Annotated in this window: 21 protein-coding genes and 1 tRNA gene; 3 read left to right on the top strand and 19 right to left on the bottom strand. The window is 49.7% G+C overall.

Annotated elements, in window-relative coordinates; translation table 11 throughout:
• Positions 1-30: 30 nt before the first annotated feature.
• Genes KQY15_RS09065 through KQY15_RS09055 form a run of 3 tightly spaced genes read right to left on the bottom strand, consistent with a single transcriptional unit; the run spans position 31 to position 2,474 of the window.
• On the bottom strand, positions 31-657 hold the full coding sequence (locus KQY15_RS09065; protein ID WP_217668865.1) for a YigZ family protein: 627 nt from the start codon (positions 655-657) through the stop codon (positions 31-33).
• Positions 658-661: 4 nt separating this feature from the next.
• The gene (locus KQY15_RS09060; protein ID WP_217668864.1) at positions 662-1,852 is read right to left on the bottom strand and encodes a DUF418 domain-containing protein; all 1,191 of its coding nucleotides are present in this window, start codon (positions 1,850-1,852) and stop codon (positions 662-664) included.
• Positions 1,842-2,474, bottom strand: coding sequence for a trimeric intracellular cation channel family protein (locus tag KQY15_RS09055; protein ID WP_217668863.1), 633 nt, complete (start codon positions 2,472-2,474; stop codon positions 1,842-1,844). Before KQY15_RS09055 ends, KQY15_RS09060 begins: the two co-directional genes overlap by 11 nt.
• Before the next feature lie 194 nt (positions 2,475-2,668).
• On the opposite strand from KQY15_RS09055, the gene KQY15_RS09050 reads away from it, so the two are divergent.
• Complete coding sequence (locus tag KQY15_RS09050; protein ID WP_217668862.1) at positions 2,669-3,622, top strand: aq_1923 C-terminal domain; 954 nt, start codon at positions 2,669-2,671, stop codon at positions 3,620-3,622.
• Positions 3,623-3,662: 40 nt separating this feature from the next.
• Here the strand turns inward: KQY15_RS09050 and KQY15_RS09045 are convergent, their stop codons facing one another.
• The 9 genes from KQY15_RS09045 to leuA form a co-directional block, all read right to left on the bottom strand.
• A complete protein-coding gene (locus KQY15_RS09045) occupies positions 3,663-4,268 on the bottom strand; it encodes a uracil-DNA glycosylase family protein (RefSeq protein ID WP_217668861.1) in 606 nt (201 codons plus the stop codon).
• Positions 4,261-4,665, bottom strand: a complete 405-nt coding sequence (locus KQY15_RS09040) for a DUF2784 domain-containing protein (RefSeq protein ID WP_217668860.1) — start codon at positions 4,663-4,665, stop codon at positions 4,261-4,263. Before KQY15_RS09040 ends, KQY15_RS09045 begins: the two co-directional genes overlap by 8 nt.
• A 5-nt stretch (positions 4,666-4,670) precedes the next feature.
• Entirely contained in the window at positions 4,671-5,015 is a 345-nt protein-coding gene (locus tag KQY15_RS09035; RefSeq protein WP_217668859.1) for a gamma-glutamylcyclotransferase family protein, read from the bottom strand.
• A gap of 35 nt (positions 5,016-5,050) precedes the next feature.
• Entirely contained in the window at positions 5,051-5,527 is a 477-nt protein-coding gene (locus KQY15_RS09030) for a DUF6644 family protein (RefSeq protein ID WP_217668858.1), read from the bottom strand.
• Positions 5,528-5,533: 6 nt separating this feature from the next.
• A complete protein-coding gene (locus KQY15_RS09025; protein ID WP_217668857.1) occupies positions 5,534-5,920 on the bottom strand; it encodes a DUF6152 family protein in 387 nt (128 codons plus the stop codon).
• A gap of 77 nt (positions 5,921-5,997) precedes the next feature.
• Positions 5,998-6,600: a 3-isopropylmalate dehydratase small subunit gene (gene leuD, locus KQY15_RS09020; protein WP_217668856.1), complete on the bottom strand. Its 603-nt coding sequence runs from the start codon at positions 6,598-6,600 to the stop codon at positions 5,998-6,000.
• Positions 6,597-8,051 (bottom strand): 3-isopropylmalate dehydratase large subunit, encoded by a 1,455-nt coding sequence (gene leuC, locus KQY15_RS09015; RefSeq protein WP_217668855.1) that lies wholly within the window; start codon positions 8,049-8,051, stop codon positions 6,597-6,599. The genes leuD and leuC overlap by 4 nt, the downstream gene beginning before the upstream one ends.
• Positions 8,051-9,127 (bottom strand): 3-isopropylmalate dehydrogenase, encoded by a 1,077-nt coding sequence (gene leuB, locus KQY15_RS09010; protein ID WP_217668854.1) that lies wholly within the window; start codon positions 9,125-9,127, stop codon positions 8,051-8,053. Before leuB ends, leuC begins: the two co-directional genes overlap by 1 nt.
• The gene (leuA, locus tag KQY15_RS09005; protein WP_217668853.1) at positions 9,124-10,746 is read right to left on the bottom strand and encodes a 2-isopropylmalate synthase; all 1,623 of its coding nucleotides are present in this window, start codon (positions 10,744-10,746) and stop codon (positions 9,124-9,126) included. Before leuA ends, leuB begins: the two co-directional genes overlap by 4 nt.
• 375 nt (positions 10,747-11,121) lie before the next feature.
• Here leuA and KQY15_RS09000 point away from each other — a divergent pair, with 375 nt between their 5' ends.
• Positions 11,122-12,432, top strand: coding sequence for a hypothetical protein (locus KQY15_RS09000; protein WP_217668852.1), 1,311 nt, complete (start codon positions 11,122-11,124; stop codon positions 12,430-12,432).
• Positions 12,433-12,485: 53 nt separating this feature from the next.
• Here KQY15_RS09000 and KQY15_RS08995 read toward each other — a convergent pair whose 3' ends face one another.
• A complete protein-coding gene (locus KQY15_RS08995) occupies positions 12,486-13,217 on the bottom strand; it encodes an outer membrane protein OmpK (RefSeq protein WP_217668851.1) in 732 nt (243 codons plus the stop codon).
• Positions 13,218-13,220: 3 nt separating this feature from the next.
• Positions 13,221-15,155, bottom strand: a complete 1,935-nt coding sequence (locus tag KQY15_RS08990) for a methyl-accepting chemotaxis protein (RefSeq protein ID WP_217668850.1) — start codon at positions 15,153-15,155, stop codon at positions 13,221-13,223.
• Positions 15,156-15,357: 202 nt separating this feature from the next.
• Between KQY15_RS08990 and KQY15_RS08985 the strand changes: the two genes are divergently transcribed.
• Positions 15,358-15,444: transfer RNA gene (locus tag KQY15_RS08985), tRNA-Leu, on the top strand.
• Positions 15,445-16,008: 564 nt separating this feature from the next.
• Here KQY15_RS08985 and KQY15_RS08980 read toward each other — a convergent pair.
• From KQY15_RS08980 to KQY15_RS08960, 5 genes are all read right to left on the bottom strand, one after another.
• Positions 16,009-16,431 (bottom strand): hypothetical protein, encoded by a 423-nt coding sequence (locus KQY15_RS08980; RefSeq protein ID WP_217668849.1) that lies wholly within the window; start codon positions 16,429-16,431, stop codon positions 16,009-16,011.
• A gap of 219 nt (positions 16,432-16,650) precedes the next feature.
• Complete coding sequence (locus tag KQY15_RS08975; protein WP_217668848.1) at positions 16,651-16,995, bottom strand: hypothetical protein; 345 nt, start codon at positions 16,993-16,995, stop codon at positions 16,651-16,653.
• Positions 16,988-17,206, bottom strand: a complete 219-nt coding sequence (locus tag KQY15_RS08970; RefSeq protein WP_217668847.1) for a type II toxin-antitoxin system Phd/YefM family antitoxin — start codon at positions 17,204-17,206, stop codon at positions 16,988-16,990. The genes KQY15_RS08975 and KQY15_RS08970 overlap by 8 nt, the downstream gene beginning before the upstream one ends.
• Before the next feature lie 87 nt (positions 17,207-17,293).
• The gene (locus KQY15_RS08965; RefSeq protein WP_217668846.1) at positions 17,294-18,298 is read right to left on the bottom strand and encodes a cytochrome d ubiquinol oxidase subunit II; all 1,005 of its coding nucleotides are present in this window, start codon (positions 18,296-18,298) and stop codon (positions 17,294-17,296) included.
• Entirely contained in the window at positions 18,295-19,689 is a 1,395-nt protein-coding gene (locus KQY15_RS08960; protein WP_217668845.1) for a cytochrome ubiquinol oxidase subunit I, read from the bottom strand. The genes KQY15_RS08965 and KQY15_RS08960 overlap by 4 nt, the downstream gene beginning before the upstream one ends.
• Positions 19,690-19,701 lie beyond the last annotated feature (12 nt).

Below are 19,701 nucleotides of genomic sequence, written 5' to 3'. Positions count from 1 at the left end.
AGTAAGCGGAAGATTAACCCAGCCAGGAGCTTATGCGTCGGCTGCGGCCGGCAGCTCACTGACCAGCGCGCTGCCAGAGCTGATATTCTGCAGCTGGCTGCGAAATTCTGCTTCGGCGCTAAGCGGCAGGCTAACACTCATTACTACCTGCTGCTGGTAGTCAGTGGCCAGCAATTGGCCAGCTAGTTCATTAATAAGCTGGCGGGCCCGGGTTTCCAGCGCAAAGTCCAATCGTACCGTCAGCTGCAGTTGGGGTAATACCTGGCGGCGAACTGCTTTTGCTGCGGCCTGCGACACCGCTGCCGAGTAGGCCCTTACCAGGCCACCGGCACCCAGTTTCACTCCACCAAAATAACGTACCACCAGCGCCAGGCTATTGCCCAGCTCCTGCTCGGTCAGCACATGCAACATCGGTTTGCCAGCGGTGCCAGCTGGCTCGCCATCATCGCTAAAAGCCTGCATTTCCGGCTGGCGGGTATTGCCAATAATATAAGCCCAGCATACATGGTTGGCAGCGCGGTACTGCTCGCGATACTGGTTAACCAAGCTCATCGCCTCATCACGGCTGCTTACCGGCAACAAAAAGCTCAGGAACTCACTGTTTTTCTCAGTCAGGCTGTGCTCAATCGGCGCAGCCAGTTCGGTGTAGGGGCTCATTTCATTACTCAGCTTGACTGGTAGCAGCTGCCGGCTGCTTACTCAACCGCCGCCATAGCCATTCCAGTGGGCCTTGCGAGTAGTGCTGCAGATACCAGCGGCAAAATAATAGTTGCAGGATAATGGTGGCAACCGCAATGCCCAGTAGCGCCAGCCGGTCCAGGCTGGCAAACCAGTCGGGTTTAAACACTTTAAACAGCGACACCATTAGCAGGCTCTGGCTTAAATACAGCGTGAAGGCCATCCGGCCGCAAGGGGCCAGCCAGGCTTGCAGCCAACGATAAAGCTCAGGCTTGAGGCGGGCATTAATCAGCGCGCTGGCGAAACCAAGTGCCATCAGCAGGGCGCTGATTTGCTCCCACGGCAGGGTTAAGGCCAGGTCGTAACCATAGCCGGTAAGATGATCTAACACAGCTGTGCAGCTACTGATTAAAAGTGACGTCAGCAGCAACAACAGCGTCTTGCGGGGGGAATAGCCCTGGCTGAACCAGCCACTTTTGTAAAGCGCCATACCGAACATCATCAACGCGGCCATCAGCCAGTACAGGGTTAGCGCAAAACCCACTAGCATAACAAAGTTTTGCCAAAGCATTTCAGTCAGCTGGCTAAGATAAGGGCCGGTCCATAACTGTTGTTGCGCCAACAGTTCATCTGCAGCCAATGGTTGCTGTGGTGGAGGCACGGCCAGTAAAACATATACACTGAACAGCACTGGCAAAATTAACGATATGGCAAGATGGATAGCGCCTTTGCGCCAAAGTGCGCCACAATCAAGCTTATAATAACCCTGCCTGAGTACTACCAAACCAGTAAGGGCATACCACAGCAAAATATCGCCAAACCAGATAAAACTGATATGGAGCAGGCCAAACACTGCCAGCCATTGCAGGCGGCGGCTTAAATATGCCTCGCCATATTTTTGAAGTATCAGTAGCAGGCTGACCCCAAACAGCAAATTAAACAGGGTTAAAAAGCGGCCGGTAAAAAACAGCGTCTGCAGATTAAATAACACGACATCTACACTACTGACACCCGGTTGCCAGATAAGGCTGTGGGAGTAGTCCGGCGGGCTGGCAAAAGCAAAAACATTAACCAGTAAAATACCTAAAATGGCCAGGCCGCGAATGATATCGAGCTGAACAAGCCGTTGTTTGTTAATAGTAGGATTATTTGCTGGCTGCAATTCAGGGCTCATTTAATTCGTTATGGTGTTTGCCAAATACCGGAATGGTAATTTGCCATTTAATCGCTGCCAGACGCAGTAATAATAACGCTGACATACCGGCAAGCATTGCCGATAACTGGCCCGAGCCAAGCGCCAGCAGGCTGGTATACACGCCGCCACCGACAATACAGGTTACTGCATACAGCTCACCGCGAAATACCATTGGGATTTCCCGGCACAACACATCGCGGATCATGCCACCGCATACACCACTCATAGTACCCAGCATAATCGCCACTAAGGTTGACGTGCCGTAATCCAGCGCTTTCTGGGTGCCCATAATGACAAAAAACGCCAGACCAATGGCATCCAGAATTTGCAAAGTATTGTTTGGAATGGTTAAGCGGTTGCGCACTAATAAAATAGTTGCGACTGCGGCTAAAAAGATAGCGTAGAAATAACTATTATTGTTTATCCAGATAACCGGGACATCAAGAATCAGATCGCGCAGGGTGCCACCACCAATTGCAGTAACACTGGCCAGCACTATTACCCCAAAACCGTCCATCTGATTGCGCCAGGCTGCCAGCGTGCCTGACACCGCGAATACCGCAACGCCCAATAAATCAAACCAGAAAAAATAGGTGGCCATGATGGGGTCGTAATCAGCTTAAAAAGATAGTGTCACGCTAGCAGGCTTTTAGCAGCAGGTAAATAATTTCTGCTAATGACAGCAACTTATAAAATAAATGATCTGCTGCCTTTTCGCCAGCCAGCGTGATGTGCTACGATTCAACGCTTTTGTAAATAATACGTTTGATAAATAATAGTGAATAAAGGATTACTATGAACAAGTTAGTTGTTGGTGCCGGTATTGTTGTGGTTGCCGCCGCTGCGGGCTTTTATTATGCCAATTCGCAAGCTGAAAATGCCATTAAGGAACAAATTGAACAGGCAAATAAGTCTTATGCGGAAATGGCGGCCACCGGCCTGATGCCAGCAATCAGCATTGGCTATCAGGATGTGTCAGCCAATGTTTTAACGTCAAGTTACAGCGTTAGCGGCATAGATGTCAGCGTTGCAGGCATGGGTCAGGTTGCTACTATTGATCAGGTAACGGCTGTTGGCTTAAAGCCAAAAGGCCTGGCGGATAAGGGCAGTGCCCAGCTGATTGGCGCGAAAGTGGCAGAGCCAATGCTGGCGATGTTACCACCGGATATGAGTGCTTTTATCCAGGGTGTAGCGCTGCATGCCGACTACAGCTACGAATACACGCCGGCTACCGGTGAGTTGTACTTCAGCCAGGATACCCGGATTAACGACGAGTTTAGTCTGGCTTATAATTTCTCTTTCGCCCAGATGCAGGAATTGTGGGCCTTTGCCCGTGATATGAGCGAGAAAACGCCGGAAGAACAACAGCAGCTAACCATGTCTGACAGCTACATGACCGATGTGATGGCGAATCTGGTAAAAGGCGCTCTGAAAAGTGGCGAGCTGGTAGTAACCAACAACGGTTTTATTGAACGTCTGGTTGAAATGGGCAGTGCTCAGGGTCAGATGCCACCATTGGATGCGCTAAAAGGCATGGCACTGATGGCAATCACCGCAGATGAAAACCTGCCGCTGGAAATGAAAGAAAGCCTGACTACTTTTATTAACCAGCCAGAAAAGCTGCAGGTTAACGTCAGCTTTGCTGAACCACTAAGTTTTGAGGCAGTGCAATCTGGTGCCTTAATGACAGAGCTGCAAACGCCACAGCAAATGATTGAATTTGCTAACCTGAAAATGGTTGCCAACTAAGCCAATAAGCTTGTTGAAAAAGGCAGCCAGGCTGCCTTTTTTATTGTCTGTTTTCTAACACTTGCTGTACCCGGGCCTGTAATTTTGGCAATACCGTTTCACTAAACCAGGGGTTACGCTTGAGCCAGATATTATTGCGCGGACTGGGATGAGGTAACGGTATCTTGCGGGGCCAGTAATCCTGCCAGCTGGCTACTGTTGCCGTCAGTGTCGGTTTAACGTCGTCCAGGTGATAAGCCTGGGCATACTGACCAATAACCACCGTTAACTGCAGCTGGGTTAACTGCCGCAATAACACTTGCTGCCAGGCTGGAGCGCATTCTGGCCGTGGTGCTAAATCGCCACTGCTGCCGCTACCCGGGAAACAAAAGCCCATTGGTAAAATTGCTACCAGCCGCGGGTTATAAAACTGCACAGCCGTTAATCCCAACCAGGAACGCAAGCGCTCACCACTGGCATCGGCAAAGGGCATGTTTGCCTGATGCGCTTTGCGCCCCGGCGCCTGGCCCGCTATCAGAATACGCGCATCGGGATGCCATTGTAATATGGGGCGGGGGCCCAGCGGCAAATCGGCCGCACATAAATTGCATTGGCGAACACTGGCCAGTAGCACGGCGTTGGCTGCAGACAGCGGATTATCAGCCATGTTGTTTCGTCCTAACCGGCACCAGATACCAGCTTATCAGCACCAGGGCGGCAAAGCCGGTATACAATACGATAAATACCCAGTCTGGCGCAGTGTAGTACAGTAAATATTGCAACCAGTGCTGAACAAAGGAGCCGGCATAAGTAGCTGCGCCGGCTTTTTCCCTTAACGCCATCTCCCAGACCGTAAGCGGACAGATAACACCCAGCCAGGATTGCAGTACCACAATAGTAATTGCCAGCAGATGCGCCAGCCGGAAGGCTTTATTGCCCACCCAGTACCACTGCAAAAAATGACCAAGATAGATGGCCAGCAGGCCGCCAACCACAAACAGTACGACTAAAAAGTGGATAACCAGAATGGTGTCGGCTAAGAGCAGTAATAAGGTATCAGACATGCGTATTACCTGCTGTCTGGTGCTGCCGCATAAATCCAGCACTCAGTACCTGATTTTAAGCAGGCGCTTACCCTGACATAAGCATCGACTTCATAATCGTCGGCCCGGGCCAGTTCGTCGTCAGTAAGCTCAAACACGGTACCAGGCACTTCATCAATGCTGTTGCCGGTAAAGCGCAGTATTGGGTGAATGGCTTTGCCACTTTCCCGCAGCACCCGCGGGTCGGTAATTGCTATTTCACCGACAACATAGCCCGGCAGAATGTCCTGGCAGCCGGCAAGCTCCCGGCCAAAGTTAGCCAGCTGGACGTTTTTTTGCTGCAGGGTACCGTAAGAAAAGAGTTTGGGCATGGTAAACCTTACTTAAACCTTACTTAAAGCGCACGCTAAACAAAGGCAATCCAGCGGCCGGCAGTTATTATGGCAAGCCACAGGATAATTGAAACAGCGGCGGTAAACTTCAGCAGCAAGCCTGGCGGCTGGCCTGCCAGTAAAAGGCGCCAGGCTGGCAAACTATGTACAATAGCGACATTGATCAAGGCCAGACTCAGCAACACCAGCTTTAGCAGGAAAGCGTTGTTGCCAAGATAGTGAGCAGGCTGCACGCTGAATAATAATAGCCCGCTGACGGCTGCCAGCAACAGCCCACCGGCGGCAACCCGGCTTAATAACGGGGCCAGTTCGCTAAGGCGGCCACGCTTAACAATGTTCAACAGGCGTAAGTCGAGCGTGACAATACTACCAACCAGTAAACTCAGACCAAGAATATGCGCTGAGGATAGCAAGGGATAGCCGATAGCCGACTGACGCAGCGCTGAGGCTAACGCAGACTCACTCAAACTCAGCAGCCAGGTTTCGGGCACTGAGCTTTAGTCCTCACGCAGTAAATTTGGATAAAAGGTATATTGTTTGTTGTTAATCGTGGCGCGTACAGCTTTGATAATCCGCTCATCTTGCTTCGCCGAGCGGTGACCACGGATCAGCACCTGATCACCAACTTTGGCTTCTCCTTCAACAAAACCGGCCGCTTTGGTCTGGCGCGGATTGCCTAAATCGACCTGCCAGCGGCCAACGTCGGTTTCAATCATTAAACGAGGGTGCGGCGGGCCAATATATACCTCTGTGATACTGCCGGTCATTTCTGTTTGTTGGTCTTCGGTCCAGTTCCAGCCATGGTGCGCTGCTGCCTCTGGCAACCATAACAAAATGAGCAGCAGTGCACTGAAAACAGACTTAACGATATATTTAGTCAGCATAGGTTTTCCCGTCGCTTTGATAAACAGGTATTAAGTATACAAAGCGCACAGCGTATTGCCAGTTCAGCCTGCCTGTCTTACCCCAGCCAGGGCAGACTGGCTTTACGGCTTTGCTCAAAATCGGCAATTTGCGGGTTTAACTGCTCACTACTGCCGATAAAATCGAGGCCAGATAGTAAGCGCTGCTTAATATCGGCGTCGATATTAAAGCCCAGCGCCGCATTATTACCAAACATGATCTCCTGGCTCTGCAGGTCAATCTGCCAGTGCTGCGGGCCCTGAGCGCAGCGGTTAAACAGCAGCTCAATATTGGTTTTACTTAACTGAATTAACAACATACCGTTGTTAACACTGTTATTAAAGAAAATATCAGCAAAGCTCTCTGCAATGATGACATTAAAACCATATTGCGAAATGGCCCAGGGCGCATGTTCGCGGCTGGAGCCACAGCCAAAGTTCTCCCGGGTCAGTAAAATGCTGGCACCCTGGTACTCAGGTTTGTTGATGACAAAATCCGGGTTGGGGCTGCCATCGGCTAAATAGCGCCAGTCGTAAAACATCGCCTCGGCAAAGCCGTCGCGGCTGACACTGGTTAAAAATTGCTTGGGAATAATCTGGTCGGTATCGACATTATTTTTATCTAATGGGCACACTAAACCCTGGGCGAAATTCTTACTCATGCTTGTGCTCCCGCTGCTGCTGTTACGTTATATTCAGTGTTCGCTGCAATATTCACAAATTGTCCGGCAATCGCAGCGGCGGCAGCCATAGCCGGGCTGACTAAATGAGTACGGGCACCGCGGCCCTGGCGGCCCTCAAAGTTACGGTTTGAGGTAGAAGCGCAGCGCTGGCCGGCTTCGACCCGATCATCATTCATGCCTAGGCACATACTGCAACCCGGCTCGCGCCACTCAAATCCGGCCTTTTTGAAAATGTCAGCCAGACCCTCAGCTTCAGCCTGGCGTTTAACGATGCCGGAGCCCGGTACAACTAAGGCCCGCACGCCTGCGGCAACCTGTTTACCCTGCACCACACTGGCGGCAGCACGTAAGTCTTCAATCCGGCTGTTGGTGCAACTGCCAATAAAGACCACGTCAACTTTACAATCGGTCAGCTTCTGGCCAGCTGCCAGCCCCATATAGGCCAGGGCGCGTTCGGCAGCGTCGCGCTTACTGGCATCACTGAAACTGGCTGGTGATGGCACGCTCTGGTCTATAGCTATAACCTGCTCAGGATTGGTACCCCAGGTAATTTGCGGTGTAATACTGCTGGCATCAATTTCTACGGTTTTATCAAATACCGCATCGGCATCAGAGTACAAGCTCTGCCAATAAGCTACTGCAGCGTCCCAATGCTCTGCCTGCGGGGCATGCGCTTTACCTTGCAGATAAGCAAAGGTGGTGTCATCAGGGGCAATAAGCCCGGCTTTGGCACCCATTTCAATGCTCATATTGCATAGGGTCATTCGCCCTTCCATACTCATTTCGCGAATAGCACTGCCGCAAAACTCGGCTACATAACCATTGCCGCCGGCGGTACCAATTTTTGCTATTACCGCCATAATCACGTCTTTTGGCGTAACATGGCTGCTTAAATCGCCATTAATTTCGATCTTCAGGGTTTTGGCCTGCTGCTGCGGCAAGGTTTGAGTAGCCAGCACATGCTCAACCTCTGAGGTGCCAATACCAAAAGCCAGCGCGCCAAACGCGCCATGGGTAGAGGTGTGCGAGTCGCCACAAACAATAATCATCCCCGGCTGGGTTAAACCCTGCTCGGGGCCAATAACATGGACAATGCCCTGATCAGGATGGGTTAAATCCAGCAATGGAATATTGTTGTCGCTACAGTTGGCGGCTAACGCTTCCAGCTGTTTGCGCGATGTTTCTCCGGCGGCGTCAATACTGCGGCGCTGGGTGGAGACATTGTGATCCATGGTGGCATAGGTTAAGTCTGGCCGGCGCACGCTGCGGTTTGCCAGCTTTAAACCGGAGAAGGCCTGAGGCGACGTTACTTCGTGAATTAAATGACGATCGACAAATAATAAATCGGTACTGGGGTTTAACTTACCCACCACATGGCTGGCATAAATTTTCTGATATAGGGTTGTTGCGTTTGCAATAGCCTGGCCCATTAACTATTCTCCTGGCGTAAGGTGGCAACAATAGCCGCGCCAACCGCTGCCGTGCCGTAAGTTGATTTTGGATCAATGTCGCGCGTTACGATATGCTGCTCTAAGCAATGCCGTACCGCCTGCTCAATGGCACTGGCGGCCGCTTCTTCACCAAAACTGTATCGCAGCATTAAGGCTGCACTTAAAATCTGGGCGACTGGGTTAGCAATACCCTTGCCTGCAATATCGGGCGCGCTGCCACCGGCTGGCTCATACAAGCCAAAGCCGCTGGCGTTTAAACTGGCCGAGGGCAGTAAGCCTAAACTGCCGGCGATAGCGGCAATTTCATCAGATAAAATATCGCCGAACAGGTTGTCGCATAACAGCACATCAAACTGCTGCGGGCTGCGGATAAGCTGCATGGCGGCGTTATCAATGTACATGTGCTCAAGCGTTACATCTGGGTAGCCGTTAGCAATGCGTTCAACGGTTTCACGCCATAAAATGCTGGTTTGCAGCACATTGGCTTTATCGATTGAAGTGACTTTATTACTGCGTTTCTGCGCTGCTTCAAATGCCACTTTGGCAATCCTTTCAATTTCAGCCACGCTGTAGCGCTGGGTATCAAAGGCATCGCTGTCGCTGCGGCCTTTTTCGCCAAAGTAAATGCCGCCGGTTAGCTCCCGAACACATAGCACATCCATGCCCAGGCTGCTAACCCTTGGGTGCAGTGGCGATAAATCGGCAAACGCCGGATAAATCTGGCCAGGGCGTAAGTTGCAGAATAAATCGAAGGTTTTGCGAAGTGGTAATAACGAGCCGCGCTCGGGCTGTTTATCGGGTGCTAAGCCGGTCCACTTCGGCCCGCCAACTGAACCAAATAAAATGGCATCACTTTGCTGACAAACTGACAATGTTTGTGGCGGTAACGGCTCGCCGGTGGCATCGATAGCGGCACCCCCTATCAGGGCGGGCGTCAGGTTTATACCAAACTGAAACTTGTCGGCCACTACCTGGAGTACTTTTACTGCTTCGGCCATGACCTCCGGGCCAATGCCGTCGCCGGCTAATACCGCAATATTATACTGCTTACTCATTGTTGTTCACCTGCTGCAATTTTTACTGTGTTTTTGTCTGGTGTGTGTTCTGATGCATGTTCGCGTGTGTGCTTCTGGGCGTGCTTATGGGCGTCGATAGTCTGCGCGCGCTGGATCATATTCAGCACATGGACATAGGCCAGCACCGAGCTACGCACTATGTCGGTAGCCAAACCGGCACCATGAAACCGCCGCCCTTCGTGCTCGGCAATAATATCAACCTGGCCCAGCGCATCTTCGCCGCTGCCTTTGGCCTGTAAGTTAAAGTCGACCATTTTAATTTGCAGTTTGCTGATGCGGGCAATAGCGCTGAACGCCGCCTCTACCGGGCCATTGCCGGTAGCGGCTTCGGTAAACAGCTGATCACCACAGCGTAAGCCGACGGTAGCGCTGGCAATATGGCCGGTATGAGTGGAAGAGCTTAAAAAATCCAGCGAGTAGTAATCGTTTTGCTCCTGCATATTTTCAAAAAACACCAGGGCTTCTAAGTCGTAATCAAACACCCGGCCTTTTTGGTCTGCCAGCGCCACAAAGCTTTTGTAAACAGCTTCCAAATCATAATCAGCATCGGTGTAGCCCAGTTCAGCTAACCGGTGCTGGATAACATGCCTGCCTGAGCGTGAGGTTAAATTCAGCTCGTTCTGGCGGATGCCAACCTGCTCTGGTGCCATAATTTCGTAGGTATTTTGTGCTTTTAACACCCCGTCCTGATGAATGCCGGAGCTATGGGCAAAGGCGTTTTCACCGACAATGGCTTTATTTGGCTGGATAGGCATATTGCAGATCTGGCTGACTAAATGACTGCTTCGGTAAATTTCAGTGGTTTTAATATCGGTGTACAGTGGTGCCAGCACGTCTTTGCGGGTGTTGATTATCATTGCCACTTCTTCCAATGAACAGTTACCGGCCCGCTCGCCAATGCCATTTACTGTGCATTCAATCTGGCGGGCGCCAGCCTGAATGGCGCTGATACTATTGGCTACGGCTAAGCCTAAATCGTTATGGCAGTGCACGCTTAAGCGGGCTTTATCAATGTTTGGTACTTTATTTCGCAGGGCGCAGATAATCGCTGCAAATTCGTTCGGAATGGTATAGCCAACTGTATCGGGAATATTTATGGTGGTAGCGCCGGCCTTGATAGCCTGTTCAATGATCCGGCACAAGTCATCGATGGGGGTGCGGCCGGCATCCTCACAGGAAAACTCAATATCGTCGGTATAACGGCTGGCCAGCTTAATGGCTGCAACCGCCTGCTCGGTAGCCTGTTGCAACGTTTTGCGCAGTTTATACTGTAAATGCAGCGGCGAGGTAGCGATAAAGGTGTGAATACGCCGGCGTTCCGCATCTTTTAGCGCTTCGCCACAGGCTTCGATGTCGGCGCTAACGGCGCGGGCCAGGCCGCAGATGATCGGGCCTTTAACTTCACGGGCAATCCGCTGCACCGAGTCAAAATCGCCAGGGCTGGATACCGGAAACCCAACCTCCATTACATCTACTTCTAAGCGGGCAATGGCATGGGCCAGCTGAATTTTTTGCTTCTGGCTTAAACTGGCCCGCAGTGCCTGCTCGCCATCGCGTAAGGTGGTATCAAAGATCCAGATTTTATTATCGCCGCTCATCTTGTGTTTCCTGTTCCGTTAGTCGGTATCGGTGGCAACTTGTGGCGGGGGCTTAAATGCAAAAAACCCCGGCCAGTGGCACGGGGTTTTCGTTATTGGTTGTTACGTTTTTCTACCAATAAACAACACCCCGCGCACCGGTGAGGAGCACGAGGAGGCTGATAATTGAAACGCAACGTTGTAAATTCATTGATTGCTCTTTTGGTAAATTTAATAGCAAAGCGGTACTAGTAATAACATGGTTATTTTTTAACTGCAACAGTATAGATGGCTAAACGCTTTAAAAATTTGCTGCACGGCGGGCTAAGCGCTAGGATTAAACAACCATATGCTATTCTAACTTATTAAAATTAAAGCAAACCAAGGAAGCTGACTATGCGAAACCCTCTGTTAAAACCTTTGTTACTGACTGCCAGCATTGCGTTGGTTGCTGCATGTAGCGAAGCGCCCGAACCGCGGCTGGCCGCAACGGTTGATGTGGATAACATCGCCCGCCAGTATACACAACTGGTATTAGCGCTGGGCGAACATGACAGCAATTATGTCGATGCCTATTACGGCCCGCAGCAATTGCGCGATGAGGCCGTTGCCCGGGGTTTGAGTGCGGCGGACATTGCTGCCGAGGCCAAAACCCTGCTTGAGAAAATTGACACTCAGCCTGCAGCAGACAGTGATTTGCGTAAACTGCGGCTGCATTATCTGGATAAACAGATACAGGCGCTGGCATTTCACGCAGAGCACCTGAGCAATGGCAACAAAGCCAATTTTGAAGCCCAGGCTCAGGCGTTGTATGACACCACGCCGCCCAATTACAGCCTGACTGATTTTGATGAAGTGCTGGCCGGTATTGCCGCGCTGGTGCCGGGTGAAGGCGACCTGACTGAGCGGGTAGTGGCTTACAAGAAAGACTTTGTTATTCCGGCAGACAAACTTGATGCGGTATTTCAACGCGCTATTGATGAGTGTAAGCAGCGCACTGTGGCGCATATCAGCTTGCCGAAAAATGAAGATTTCAGTCTGGAATACGTGCAGGACAAACCCTGGAGTGGCTACAACTGGTATAAAGGTAAAGCCTACAGCTTAATTCAGATTAACAGCGAGCGCCCGATTGATATTTCCCGCGCGGTTGACCTGGGTTGTCATGAGGGCTACCCAGGTCATCATACCTATAATGCGTTGCTGGAACACAAGCTGGTAGATGAACTTGGCTGGCAGGAATTCAGCGTTTATCCGCTGTACAGCCCGCAATCATTAATTGCTGAAGGTAGCGCGAACTACGGGATTGAGCTGGCGTTTCCGGGTGAACAAAAAATGCAGTTTGAACGTGACGTGCTATACCCGCTGGCTGGGCTGGATCCGGCAAGGGCCGCTGAATATGCTGCTTTTTTAAAATTAATGAACCGCTTAAGTTATGCTGGTAATGAAATTGCCCGCCAATATATTAATGGCGAGATTGATGGTGAACGGGCCGTAGCGCTGTTGCAGCAATACAGCCTGAATAGCGAAGCGGAAGCGCGCCAGCGGTTACGTTTTTTTGATACCTATGGCGCCTACGTGATCAACTATAACTGGGGCAAACAACTGGTAACAGACTATATTGAACAAACGGATGATCAGGCCGAGCGCTGGGCCCGGTTTAGCCGCTTGTTGTCATCACCCAGGGTGCCATCTTCAATAGAATGGTAAGCTGATAATGTGGTACCGCAGCCTGCTGCTAAAGCAACAGGCTGCGGTACCACTTAAAAATGTGCTTTAACCAGCAAGTTTACATTGGATTCATGGCTGCGGAATTGCTGGCTGTCGGCAATGCCATATTTATTACGCCAATATACATACTCTACCCCCACATATAATTTATTTTTCAGCCCCAGCAGCGGGTGCAGTGCCCACTTAAGTTGCGAGGTGGCATTTAAACTGGCGCTTTGATCGACTGTGGCACTGCTCCAGTCGATAAAACCATCCAGTAAAAACTGTTGCTCACCCAGGGTAAGCGGCACCGACCAGGTAGTCGTCAACTGCCAGTTGTCGGCTACTTTGTCGTTGTTGCGCCGGTAAAAATTCAGGTTCAGATAGTTAAAGCCCGGTACTGCTAAATCAGCCGCAATACCATATAAAAAATTGGTTTGCAGCGATGACATCTCGACAGTGCTGGTAAATAGCAGATCTTTTACCGGCCCGAACTGAACACTATTGCCGCTGAGTTTGCTGTAGCTTAGCCGGGGTGACCACTCGGCATAGTTACTGCGACTGCCGCTGTCGCCACGCAGGTGATCCAGAAAAAAGAAGCTGTCGCCCCAGCTGGTGCCAGCAACGTGCTCAAAGGTCAGGATCTGCAAGTTGCTGTCGTCAATCCGGTAGTTGCTGCCATTAAGATATGACACGCTGAAATCCTGCCACAAAATTTCTGCCTTAACCGGCACACCGGTCAGCGCAATACCACCCGCAAGCGTAATTGTTGTTATCGTTTTCATTAGTTACACCTTAAATTGGTTAACCAGTGCCGCTAATTGCTCTGCCCGTTGTTGCAGCAGGCTTATCGCTTTAAGCTGTTGTTCGGCATTATCATGAATACTGGCTGCACTGTCAGAGATTAAATGGGCAGACTGGTTAATATGCTCAACTACCGCACCTTGTTCTTCTGTGGCGGCAGCTACCTGATGATTGCCGGCGCTTATGGCTTCAAATTTTTGTTTAATTGCCATTAAGGCAGCAGCCGACTGTTCGGTATTGTCAGCTACCTTTTTGCTGCTGGCAGTGCCCTGCTGTATCGCACTGGTTGACTGCTGTGCTGTATGTTGCAGCTGGCTGATTTGTTCGCGAATTTCCAGGGTTGAATCCTGGGTTCGTTTTGCCAGGTTACGCACCTCATCGGCCACTACCGCAAAGCCGCGGCCTTGTTCGCCGGCTCTTGCTGCCTCAATTGCTGCATTTAATGCCAGCAGGTTGGTTTGCTCAGAAATGGCGTTAATAACTTCCACAACTGAGTTTATTGCTGCCGCCTGATCAGCAAAATCAACAATGGTTTTTTCAATATCGCCCATTACGGTATTTAGCTGTTGCATGGTGCGCGAGGTTAACGCCATGTTGTCGTTGGTGCTGTGGGTATCATGTACTGCTGATTCGGTATCCTGGGCAGTACGGTGGGCAATGCCTGATACTTCGGCAATGGTTTGGCCCATCTCAGTAATAGCGGTGGCAACCTGATCGGTTTGCGCCCGTTGCTGCTCAGTAGAATTAAAAGTGTTGTTGGCAAGCTGTGCCAGCTGTTCAATGCCTGATTTTATTGCTGTTTCGGTATTCTGAATTTCAGCCACCAGTTCCCGGATTTTACCAATAATGGCATTAAAGCCCTTAGCTAAGTGACCCAGTTCGTTATTGTGGCTGTCATCCAGCCGCTTGGTTAAATCGCCGCCGTCGCCTGACATCTGCAGTAAATCATCACCTACCTGGCGGATAGAATTACTCAACGAATTGGCAAAAATAATGGTTAGGCCAATACAAATGGCAGTAAGCACAATACTGGCGATAACAGAGAATAAAATCACACTGTTTATGGCGCTGCTTATTTCTTCTGCCGGCAGCACCGCTACCAGTTTCAGGCCGGTACCTCGAATATCCTGTACGCCAACATACACATCCTGTTTATTCAGCCTGGCTTCGGTAAGGCTGAACCCTGAGTTGTGCTGCTGCACCCGCGCAGCAATATTCTGATATTGTGAAACCTGGCTGATATTTTGCCGGGCCAGGGCCAAATCCCGGTGCACGGTGATCATGCCATTGCCATCCACCAGAAATAAAAAGCCGTTTTCACCCAGCTTATAGCCCGATACCAGGCTGGCAATAGCCGACACGTCATACCCCAGGCCAGCAACCCCGGCACGCTTATTATCAATTTTAACCGCGACATTAACAAACAAGGTCAGCTTGCCGGTGCGTTCATCAGCATCAATGGCCAGCTCGCGCTCTGCATTACTGTTTAAAAAAGAGAAAAACCAGCTGTCGCGTGGCTCGCTGGCAGAGATGGTTTTAAATACCCCCCCTTCGGTATAATAGGTTTTACTGTAATCGGACACCCAGAATAACGTTGAGGCTCCTGCGTCCAGCTGTCTCTGCCTGAAAAACTGCATCACCTCATTATGGTTATCGGCACGGGTTTCACCCTCACGCATCCAGTTATGCAATAAACTATTGTCAGCCAGCGCTTCTGACAGGGTAATAGGGTACATCAGCTCAGAGCGAACCTGCTCGCCAATCCGGCCAACGGTATTGGGCAGGTATTCCTGTTCAGTCTGGCCATAATATAGACCGGAAAACTGGTTAATATTAATCAGGGTGGAAATCACCGTTAACAGCGCCAGCGCTATGGTGACAAAGGCAATAAAGACAGTGCGTAGTTTTAATTGTTGCATGGCTGCTCCGGCATAACGTTCTAAACGTTTCTTGTTGTAATTTAATCCTAGCAGCGGTTTTCAATAACGCCTTGAAATATAAGTAACAAAAAGGGGTTTTTCTGGTTAATATTTACCAGTTTCAGAAAACTACTTGCATAAGGTGCCGACGTTCATTATTATGCGCGCCGTTCTGCCAGCACTTTTCAGTGCACGCAACTCTGCCCGGGTGGTGAAATCGGTAGACACAAGGGATTTAAAATCCCTCGCTCGAAAGGGCGTGCCGGTTCAAGTCCGGCCCCGGGCACCATTTATCTTCCTGATCTAAATATCTTTTTTATCAAACCTAATTCATTTGGCCAGCTTAGTGAAAAATACGCTATGTGCAGGTTATGTGTAGCCGATTTTGCCTGTTCCAATCACCTTGTTGCTGCCAAATGCTGTTTACGTCGCCTAAACGGGCTCAGAAACATTTGCAGCATCAGGTAATGGTCTACTTACAGATTAGTCCTGAACCCGTTCCATAGGCTGCAAAATGACTGTGGCATAGCCAAGTTCTATGCAGTTATAGTGAAATGCAGTCCAAAATCGGACTTTTACTGAATTTGAGGTTTGCTACCGAAATCTCTGGCTTGAATTTATTATTGCCGGGTAAAAGTGGCTCTAAGCGCTTTTACTGCGTTACATACTGCATGGTCGTATGTGCAGTATTGCCATTGGCGGCTTGCCTGAAGTTGATGATGTTAAGACGCGTAAAATTTGTCTTTTCAATAGGCGGTGAGTAAAACGCCATCACTTCCATTGTGAGGGTATGTGTTGGCTTGCCTGTTACAGCACAAGCCAATTTTGGCTTATAATTTAAGTCCTGGTGGCCTTATTTTTTTATTTTTACCAGGTCGCCCTCAACAAAAACACATTCATAGCGTTCACGAACTTTAAAGAAACCTTCACCCTTTTCTTTGTATTCAGTCTTGCGTTCAATTCTGGTGTTGACCAATAAATCGCCATCAATGCCTGATTGCTGACCATTCCGGATGGCGTCATCCATAGCACGCTGTAAAAGATTATCTTTAGGGCCAGAGATATATGCCAGCGTGACCATATTGACTAGATAGCATGATTTTCCGGTAGTGAAAGATACTGTGTTTGTAGACTTTTCGTATTCGAGATTTCTCACGTTGAAAGACGAGGCTGCTGTGAATTGCCCTAATCTCTCATTAGTATCTGGTGGTAGTTGAGCACATCCAGCTAAAGTAGATAATGCAATTAGAGACAAAAACTTATTAGTGTTTTTCACTATACTTCCTTTAAGTGATATTGATTAACAAACTTAATGCCAATTTTGCTAAAACTACTTAAAAGCAGTAGTACCTAAATTAGCGGGGCGACATTATATCGTTTTGATTTCTATTGCAATAAATTAGATGCATGAGCGTTACCCCATCATAGTGATGGCTTCTGCATTACCATAGCGATTCACCCTAACATTATTTATCAAGCTGAGCCGCCGGGCGGTTTAGAACAGCAGGTTTAACTCAAATAACAGCTTTTGAATATTTTGTCGGCTATCCATTAATAACAACAACTCAATACGCTGCTTTTGTTCATCAATGCGATATAACACCATATTATGCTTATCCACCTGCCATTGCCGGTATTCGGCAATACCTATTGCCAATAGCCGCTCGCTGATCGGCGCAAGCCCGGGTTGTGCTGCCAGGTCTTGTCGCAATCGTTGCTTGATGTTTGTAAGTGTATTGTCGGCAAGGGTTGCCGAATATTTTTCCGTTAGAAATGCGGCCAGCCGTTGTTGTGATAACTTAAATAATGGCGAGGCAACAAGCGTGTAAGTACTACTCAAACGCTTGATCCAGGGTTAACTCAGCAGTTTGCAACGATTTCTCAGACAATTTCAGCATTTTAAGAAGTGCCAGCGTGTCTTGCTGAAACTGATAATCCTGATAGGACTGCACCACAAAAGCGGGCTTGCCATTTTTGGTGATTATTAGTTCTTCCCGCAACTCCAGAGTATTGGCATGTTCTTTTAAATATGTAATGGTCTCGGTTTTCATAACCACCCTTTAAAAGTCTTTATTAAGCTTGGTTGAGCTTAGCAGAAAGCTTCACGCTGCACCAACCTTAAGCTTTACCGGCCGAAACTAGTAATACTTCAAACCATCTGCCTTGCCTCTGAATGCATAATAGGCCAGGGCGGTGTAACCAATAATCACCGGGATAACCACCACGGCGCCAAAGAAAATAATCAGTAAAGACTCTCTGGAGCTGGCGGCTTCATACAGCGTTAACTGATTGGGTACTACAAACGGATAAAAACTCAGCGCCAGGCCCAGGAAGCTACAGATAAAAATAATATTACAGATAGCAAAAGGCAGCCAGGCACCGTGGTCTTGTGGCAGGGGCAGTCGCTTCAGTACCAAATAACCAATAACAAACATCGCAAAACACAACAGCGGTATGGCAGCAAACAAATAGGCCATTGGTGGCTCGGTCCATACCTGTAGCGCATTGACGTTAACCAGCGGGTTAATGGTACTTACTGCCAGTATACCGGCAAGCGTAAGTACGCCGGCGATTTTGCACTGCTTAATGGCATGCAGCTGCAACTCGCCGCTGGTTTTGCCGACAAGCCAGGCATTGCCAATCATGGCATAAGCCGCGGTAACGCAAAAGCCGCTGAAACAGGCAAAAATAATGCTGCCGGCCGTGTACTCCAGGCCCATAACATAAATACCCAGCATAAAGCCCTGGCTGAAGGTGGCCAGTACCGAGCCCACTTTAAAGGTATAATCCCAGCGGGTTTTGCGGCTGGCTTTTACTTTGGCCCGAAAATCAAAGGCAACGCCGCGTAAAATCAGCCCCAGCAATAATAACGCTGCCGGCAAATATAAGGCATGTAAAATGGCGCTGTGCGCCGCCGGAAACGCCACCAGCAACAAGCCAACGGCCAGTACCAGCCATGTTTCGTTGGCATCCCAGAACGGGCCAATCGACGCAATGGCGGTGTCGCGCCAGGGTTCGTTTTTCATCGGCAGGGTAATACCGACACCTAAATCGTAGCCATCTAAAATGGCATACAGCAAAATAGCCAGGGCGGTTAAGCCTCCGAAAATAAGCGCTAAGTTTTCTGCAGTTAACCAGCTCATAATGCAGCTCCTGTGCGGGTGTCCGGGGTGCCTTCAGCCTTTTGCGCAATGCGGTTTTCAGCCTGGCCTGGCCGGGTTAAGTCGTATTCTTCCACTTCCACCGCGCGGTTAGCCAGCCAGAACAGGGTTTTAATGTAGGCTACCAGCAGTACCAGATATAACAGCAGATACATGGTCAGGGTTATGGCGACATGCTCGCCTGGCACTGTGGTTACCGCATCGCGGGTTTTCAGTACACCATAAACTAAGTAAGGCTGACGGCCAATTTCAGTAACATACCAGCCAGCCAGAGTAGCGACCCAGCCGGAGAAAGTCATGCCGATCAGTATTTTCAGGGGCAGCGGTGCCAGCGCTTTGTGTCGAAGCAGCTGATAGCTACCCCACCAGGCCATTAGCAGCATAAGCATGCCAATACCTACCATTACCCGGAAGCTGTAAAACACCGGCGCTACCGGCGGATGCTCGCCGGCAAATTCGTTTAAGCCCTTTAGCTCGCCGTCGGCGTCATGGGTTAAGATCAGGCTGGCCAGTTTCGGAACTTCAATCGAAAAATGATTTTGCTTTGTTTCTTCGTCTGGTATGGCAAATAATACTAACGGCGCGCCTTTTTCCGTGTGCCAGATCCCTTCCATCGCTGCAATTTTCTGTGGTTGATGCTCCAGGGTATTTAAGCCATGCAGATCACCCACCAGGATCTGCACAGGAACCAAGACGGCAGCGCTTAACAGCGCTGTTTTCAAAGTCAGCTTTGGTGCTTTTTTATTGTCGCCCTGCAAAATCCGGTAGGCTGATATACCCGCCACCAGGAAACAGACAGTTAAAGCAGACGCCAGCAGCATATGAAAAAACCGGTATGGAAAAGACGGGTTAAAAATAATGGCCCACCAGTCGGTGGCATGGGCTACACCATCTATCATTTCAAAGCCGGCTGGGGTTTGCATCCAGGAATTTAATACCAGAATCCAGAACGCAGAGAAAGTGGTACCAAGCGCCACCAGAAAGGTCGCCAGGGTATGGGCCCAGCGCGGCACTTTATGAAAGCCAAACAGCATAATGCCGAGCATGGTTGCCTCAAGGAAAAACGCAGTCAGGATCTCGTAAGCCAGCAGTGGTCCGGCAATATTACCGATGCTTTCCATAAAGCCCGGCCAGTTGGTGCCAAACTGAAACGACATGGTTATGCCACTTACTACGCCCAGGGCGAAGGTCAGGGCAAATACTTTTACCCAGAACCGATAGGCCCGCATCCATACCGGGTGCTGTGACAGATCAAAGCGTACTTTGAAATAAAACAATAACCAGCCCAGGGCAATGGTAATAGTCGGGAACAGAATATGAAAACTGATATTGGCGGCAAACTGAATGCGCGACAAAATTAAGGTATCTAACATAACCACCTCACT

The organism is Arsukibacterium indicum (assembly GCF_019100565.1).
Lineage (GTDB): Bacteria > Pseudomonadota > Gammaproteobacteria > Enterobacterales > Alteromonadaceae > Alishewanella > Alishewanella indicum.
The sequence above is the reverse complement of the archived record's forward strand: the minus strand, read 5'-3'. Positions and strand labels throughout refer to the sequence as shown.

Excerpts from the sequence above, each read along its gene's own strand:
- KQY15_RS09025 (WP_217668857.1), bottom strand. The coding sequence starts at position 5,920 with ATGCTGACTAAATATATCGTTAAGTCTGTTTTCAGTGCACTGCTGCTC.
- KQY15_RS08995 (WP_217668851.1), bottom strand. The coding sequence starts at position 13,217 with ATGAAAACGATAACAACAATTACGCTTGCGGGTGGTATTGCGCTGACC.
- KQY15_RS09050 (WP_217668862.1), top strand. The coding sequence starts at position 2,669 with ATGAACAAGTTAGTTGTTGGTGCCGGTATTGTTGTGGTTGCCGCCGCT.
- leuA (WP_217668853.1), bottom strand. The coding sequence starts at position 10,746 with ATGAGCGGCGATAATAAAATCTGGATCTTTGATACCACCTTACGCGAT.
- leuB (WP_217668854.1), bottom strand. The coding sequence starts at position 9,127 with ATGAGTAAGCAGTATAATATTGCGGTATTAGCCGGCGACGGCATTGGC.
- KQY15_RS09040 (WP_217668860.1), bottom strand. The coding sequence starts at position 4,665 with ATGTCTGATACCTTATTACTGCTCTTAGCCGACACCATTCTGGTTATC.
- leuC (WP_217668855.1), bottom strand. The coding sequence starts at position 8,051 with ATGGGCCAGGCTATTGCAAACGCAACAACCCTATATCAGAAAATTTAT.
- KQY15_RS09060 (WP_217668864.1), bottom strand. The coding sequence starts at position 1,852 with ATGAGCCCTGAATTGCAGCCAGCAAATAATCCTACTATTAACAAACAA.
- KQY15_RS09045 (WP_217668861.1), bottom strand. The coding sequence starts at position 4,268 with ATGGCTGATAATCCGCTGTCTGCAGCCAACGCCGTGCTACTGGCCAGT.
- KQY15_RS08990 (WP_217668850.1), bottom strand. The coding sequence starts at position 15,155 with ATGCAACAATTAAAACTACGCACTGTCTTTATTGCCTTTGTCACCATA.
- KQY15_RS08965 (WP_217668846.1), bottom strand. The coding sequence starts at position 18,298 with ATGAGCTGGTTAACTGCAGAAAACTTAGCGCTTATTTTCGGAGGCTTA.
- leuD (WP_217668856.1), bottom strand. The coding sequence starts at position 6,600 with ATGAGTAAGAATTTCGCCCAGGGTTTAGTGTGCCCATTAGATAAAAAT.
- KQY15_RS09000 (WP_217668852.1), top strand. The coding sequence starts at position 11,122 with ATGCGAAACCCTCTGTTAAAACCTTTGTTACTGACTGCCAGCATTGCG.
- KQY15_RS08970 (WP_217668847.1), bottom strand. The coding sequence starts at position 17,206 with ATGAAAACCGAGACCATTACATATTTAAAAGAACATGCCAATACTCTG.
- KQY15_RS08960 (WP_217668845.1), bottom strand. The coding sequence starts at position 19,689 with ATGTTAGATACCTTAATTTTGTCGCGCATTCAGTTTGCCGCCAATATC.
- KQY15_RS09035 (WP_217668859.1), bottom strand. The coding sequence starts at position 5,015 with ATGCCCAAACTCTTTTCTTACGGTACCCTGCAGCAAAAAAACGTCCAG.
- KQY15_RS09055 (WP_217668863.1), bottom strand. The coding sequence starts at position 2,474 with ATGGCCACCTATTTTTTCTGGTTTGATTTATTGGGCGTTGCGGTATTC.
- KQY15_RS09065 (WP_217668865.1), bottom strand. The coding sequence starts at position 657 with ATGAGCCCCTACACCGAACTGGCTGCGCCGATTGAGCACAGCCTGACT.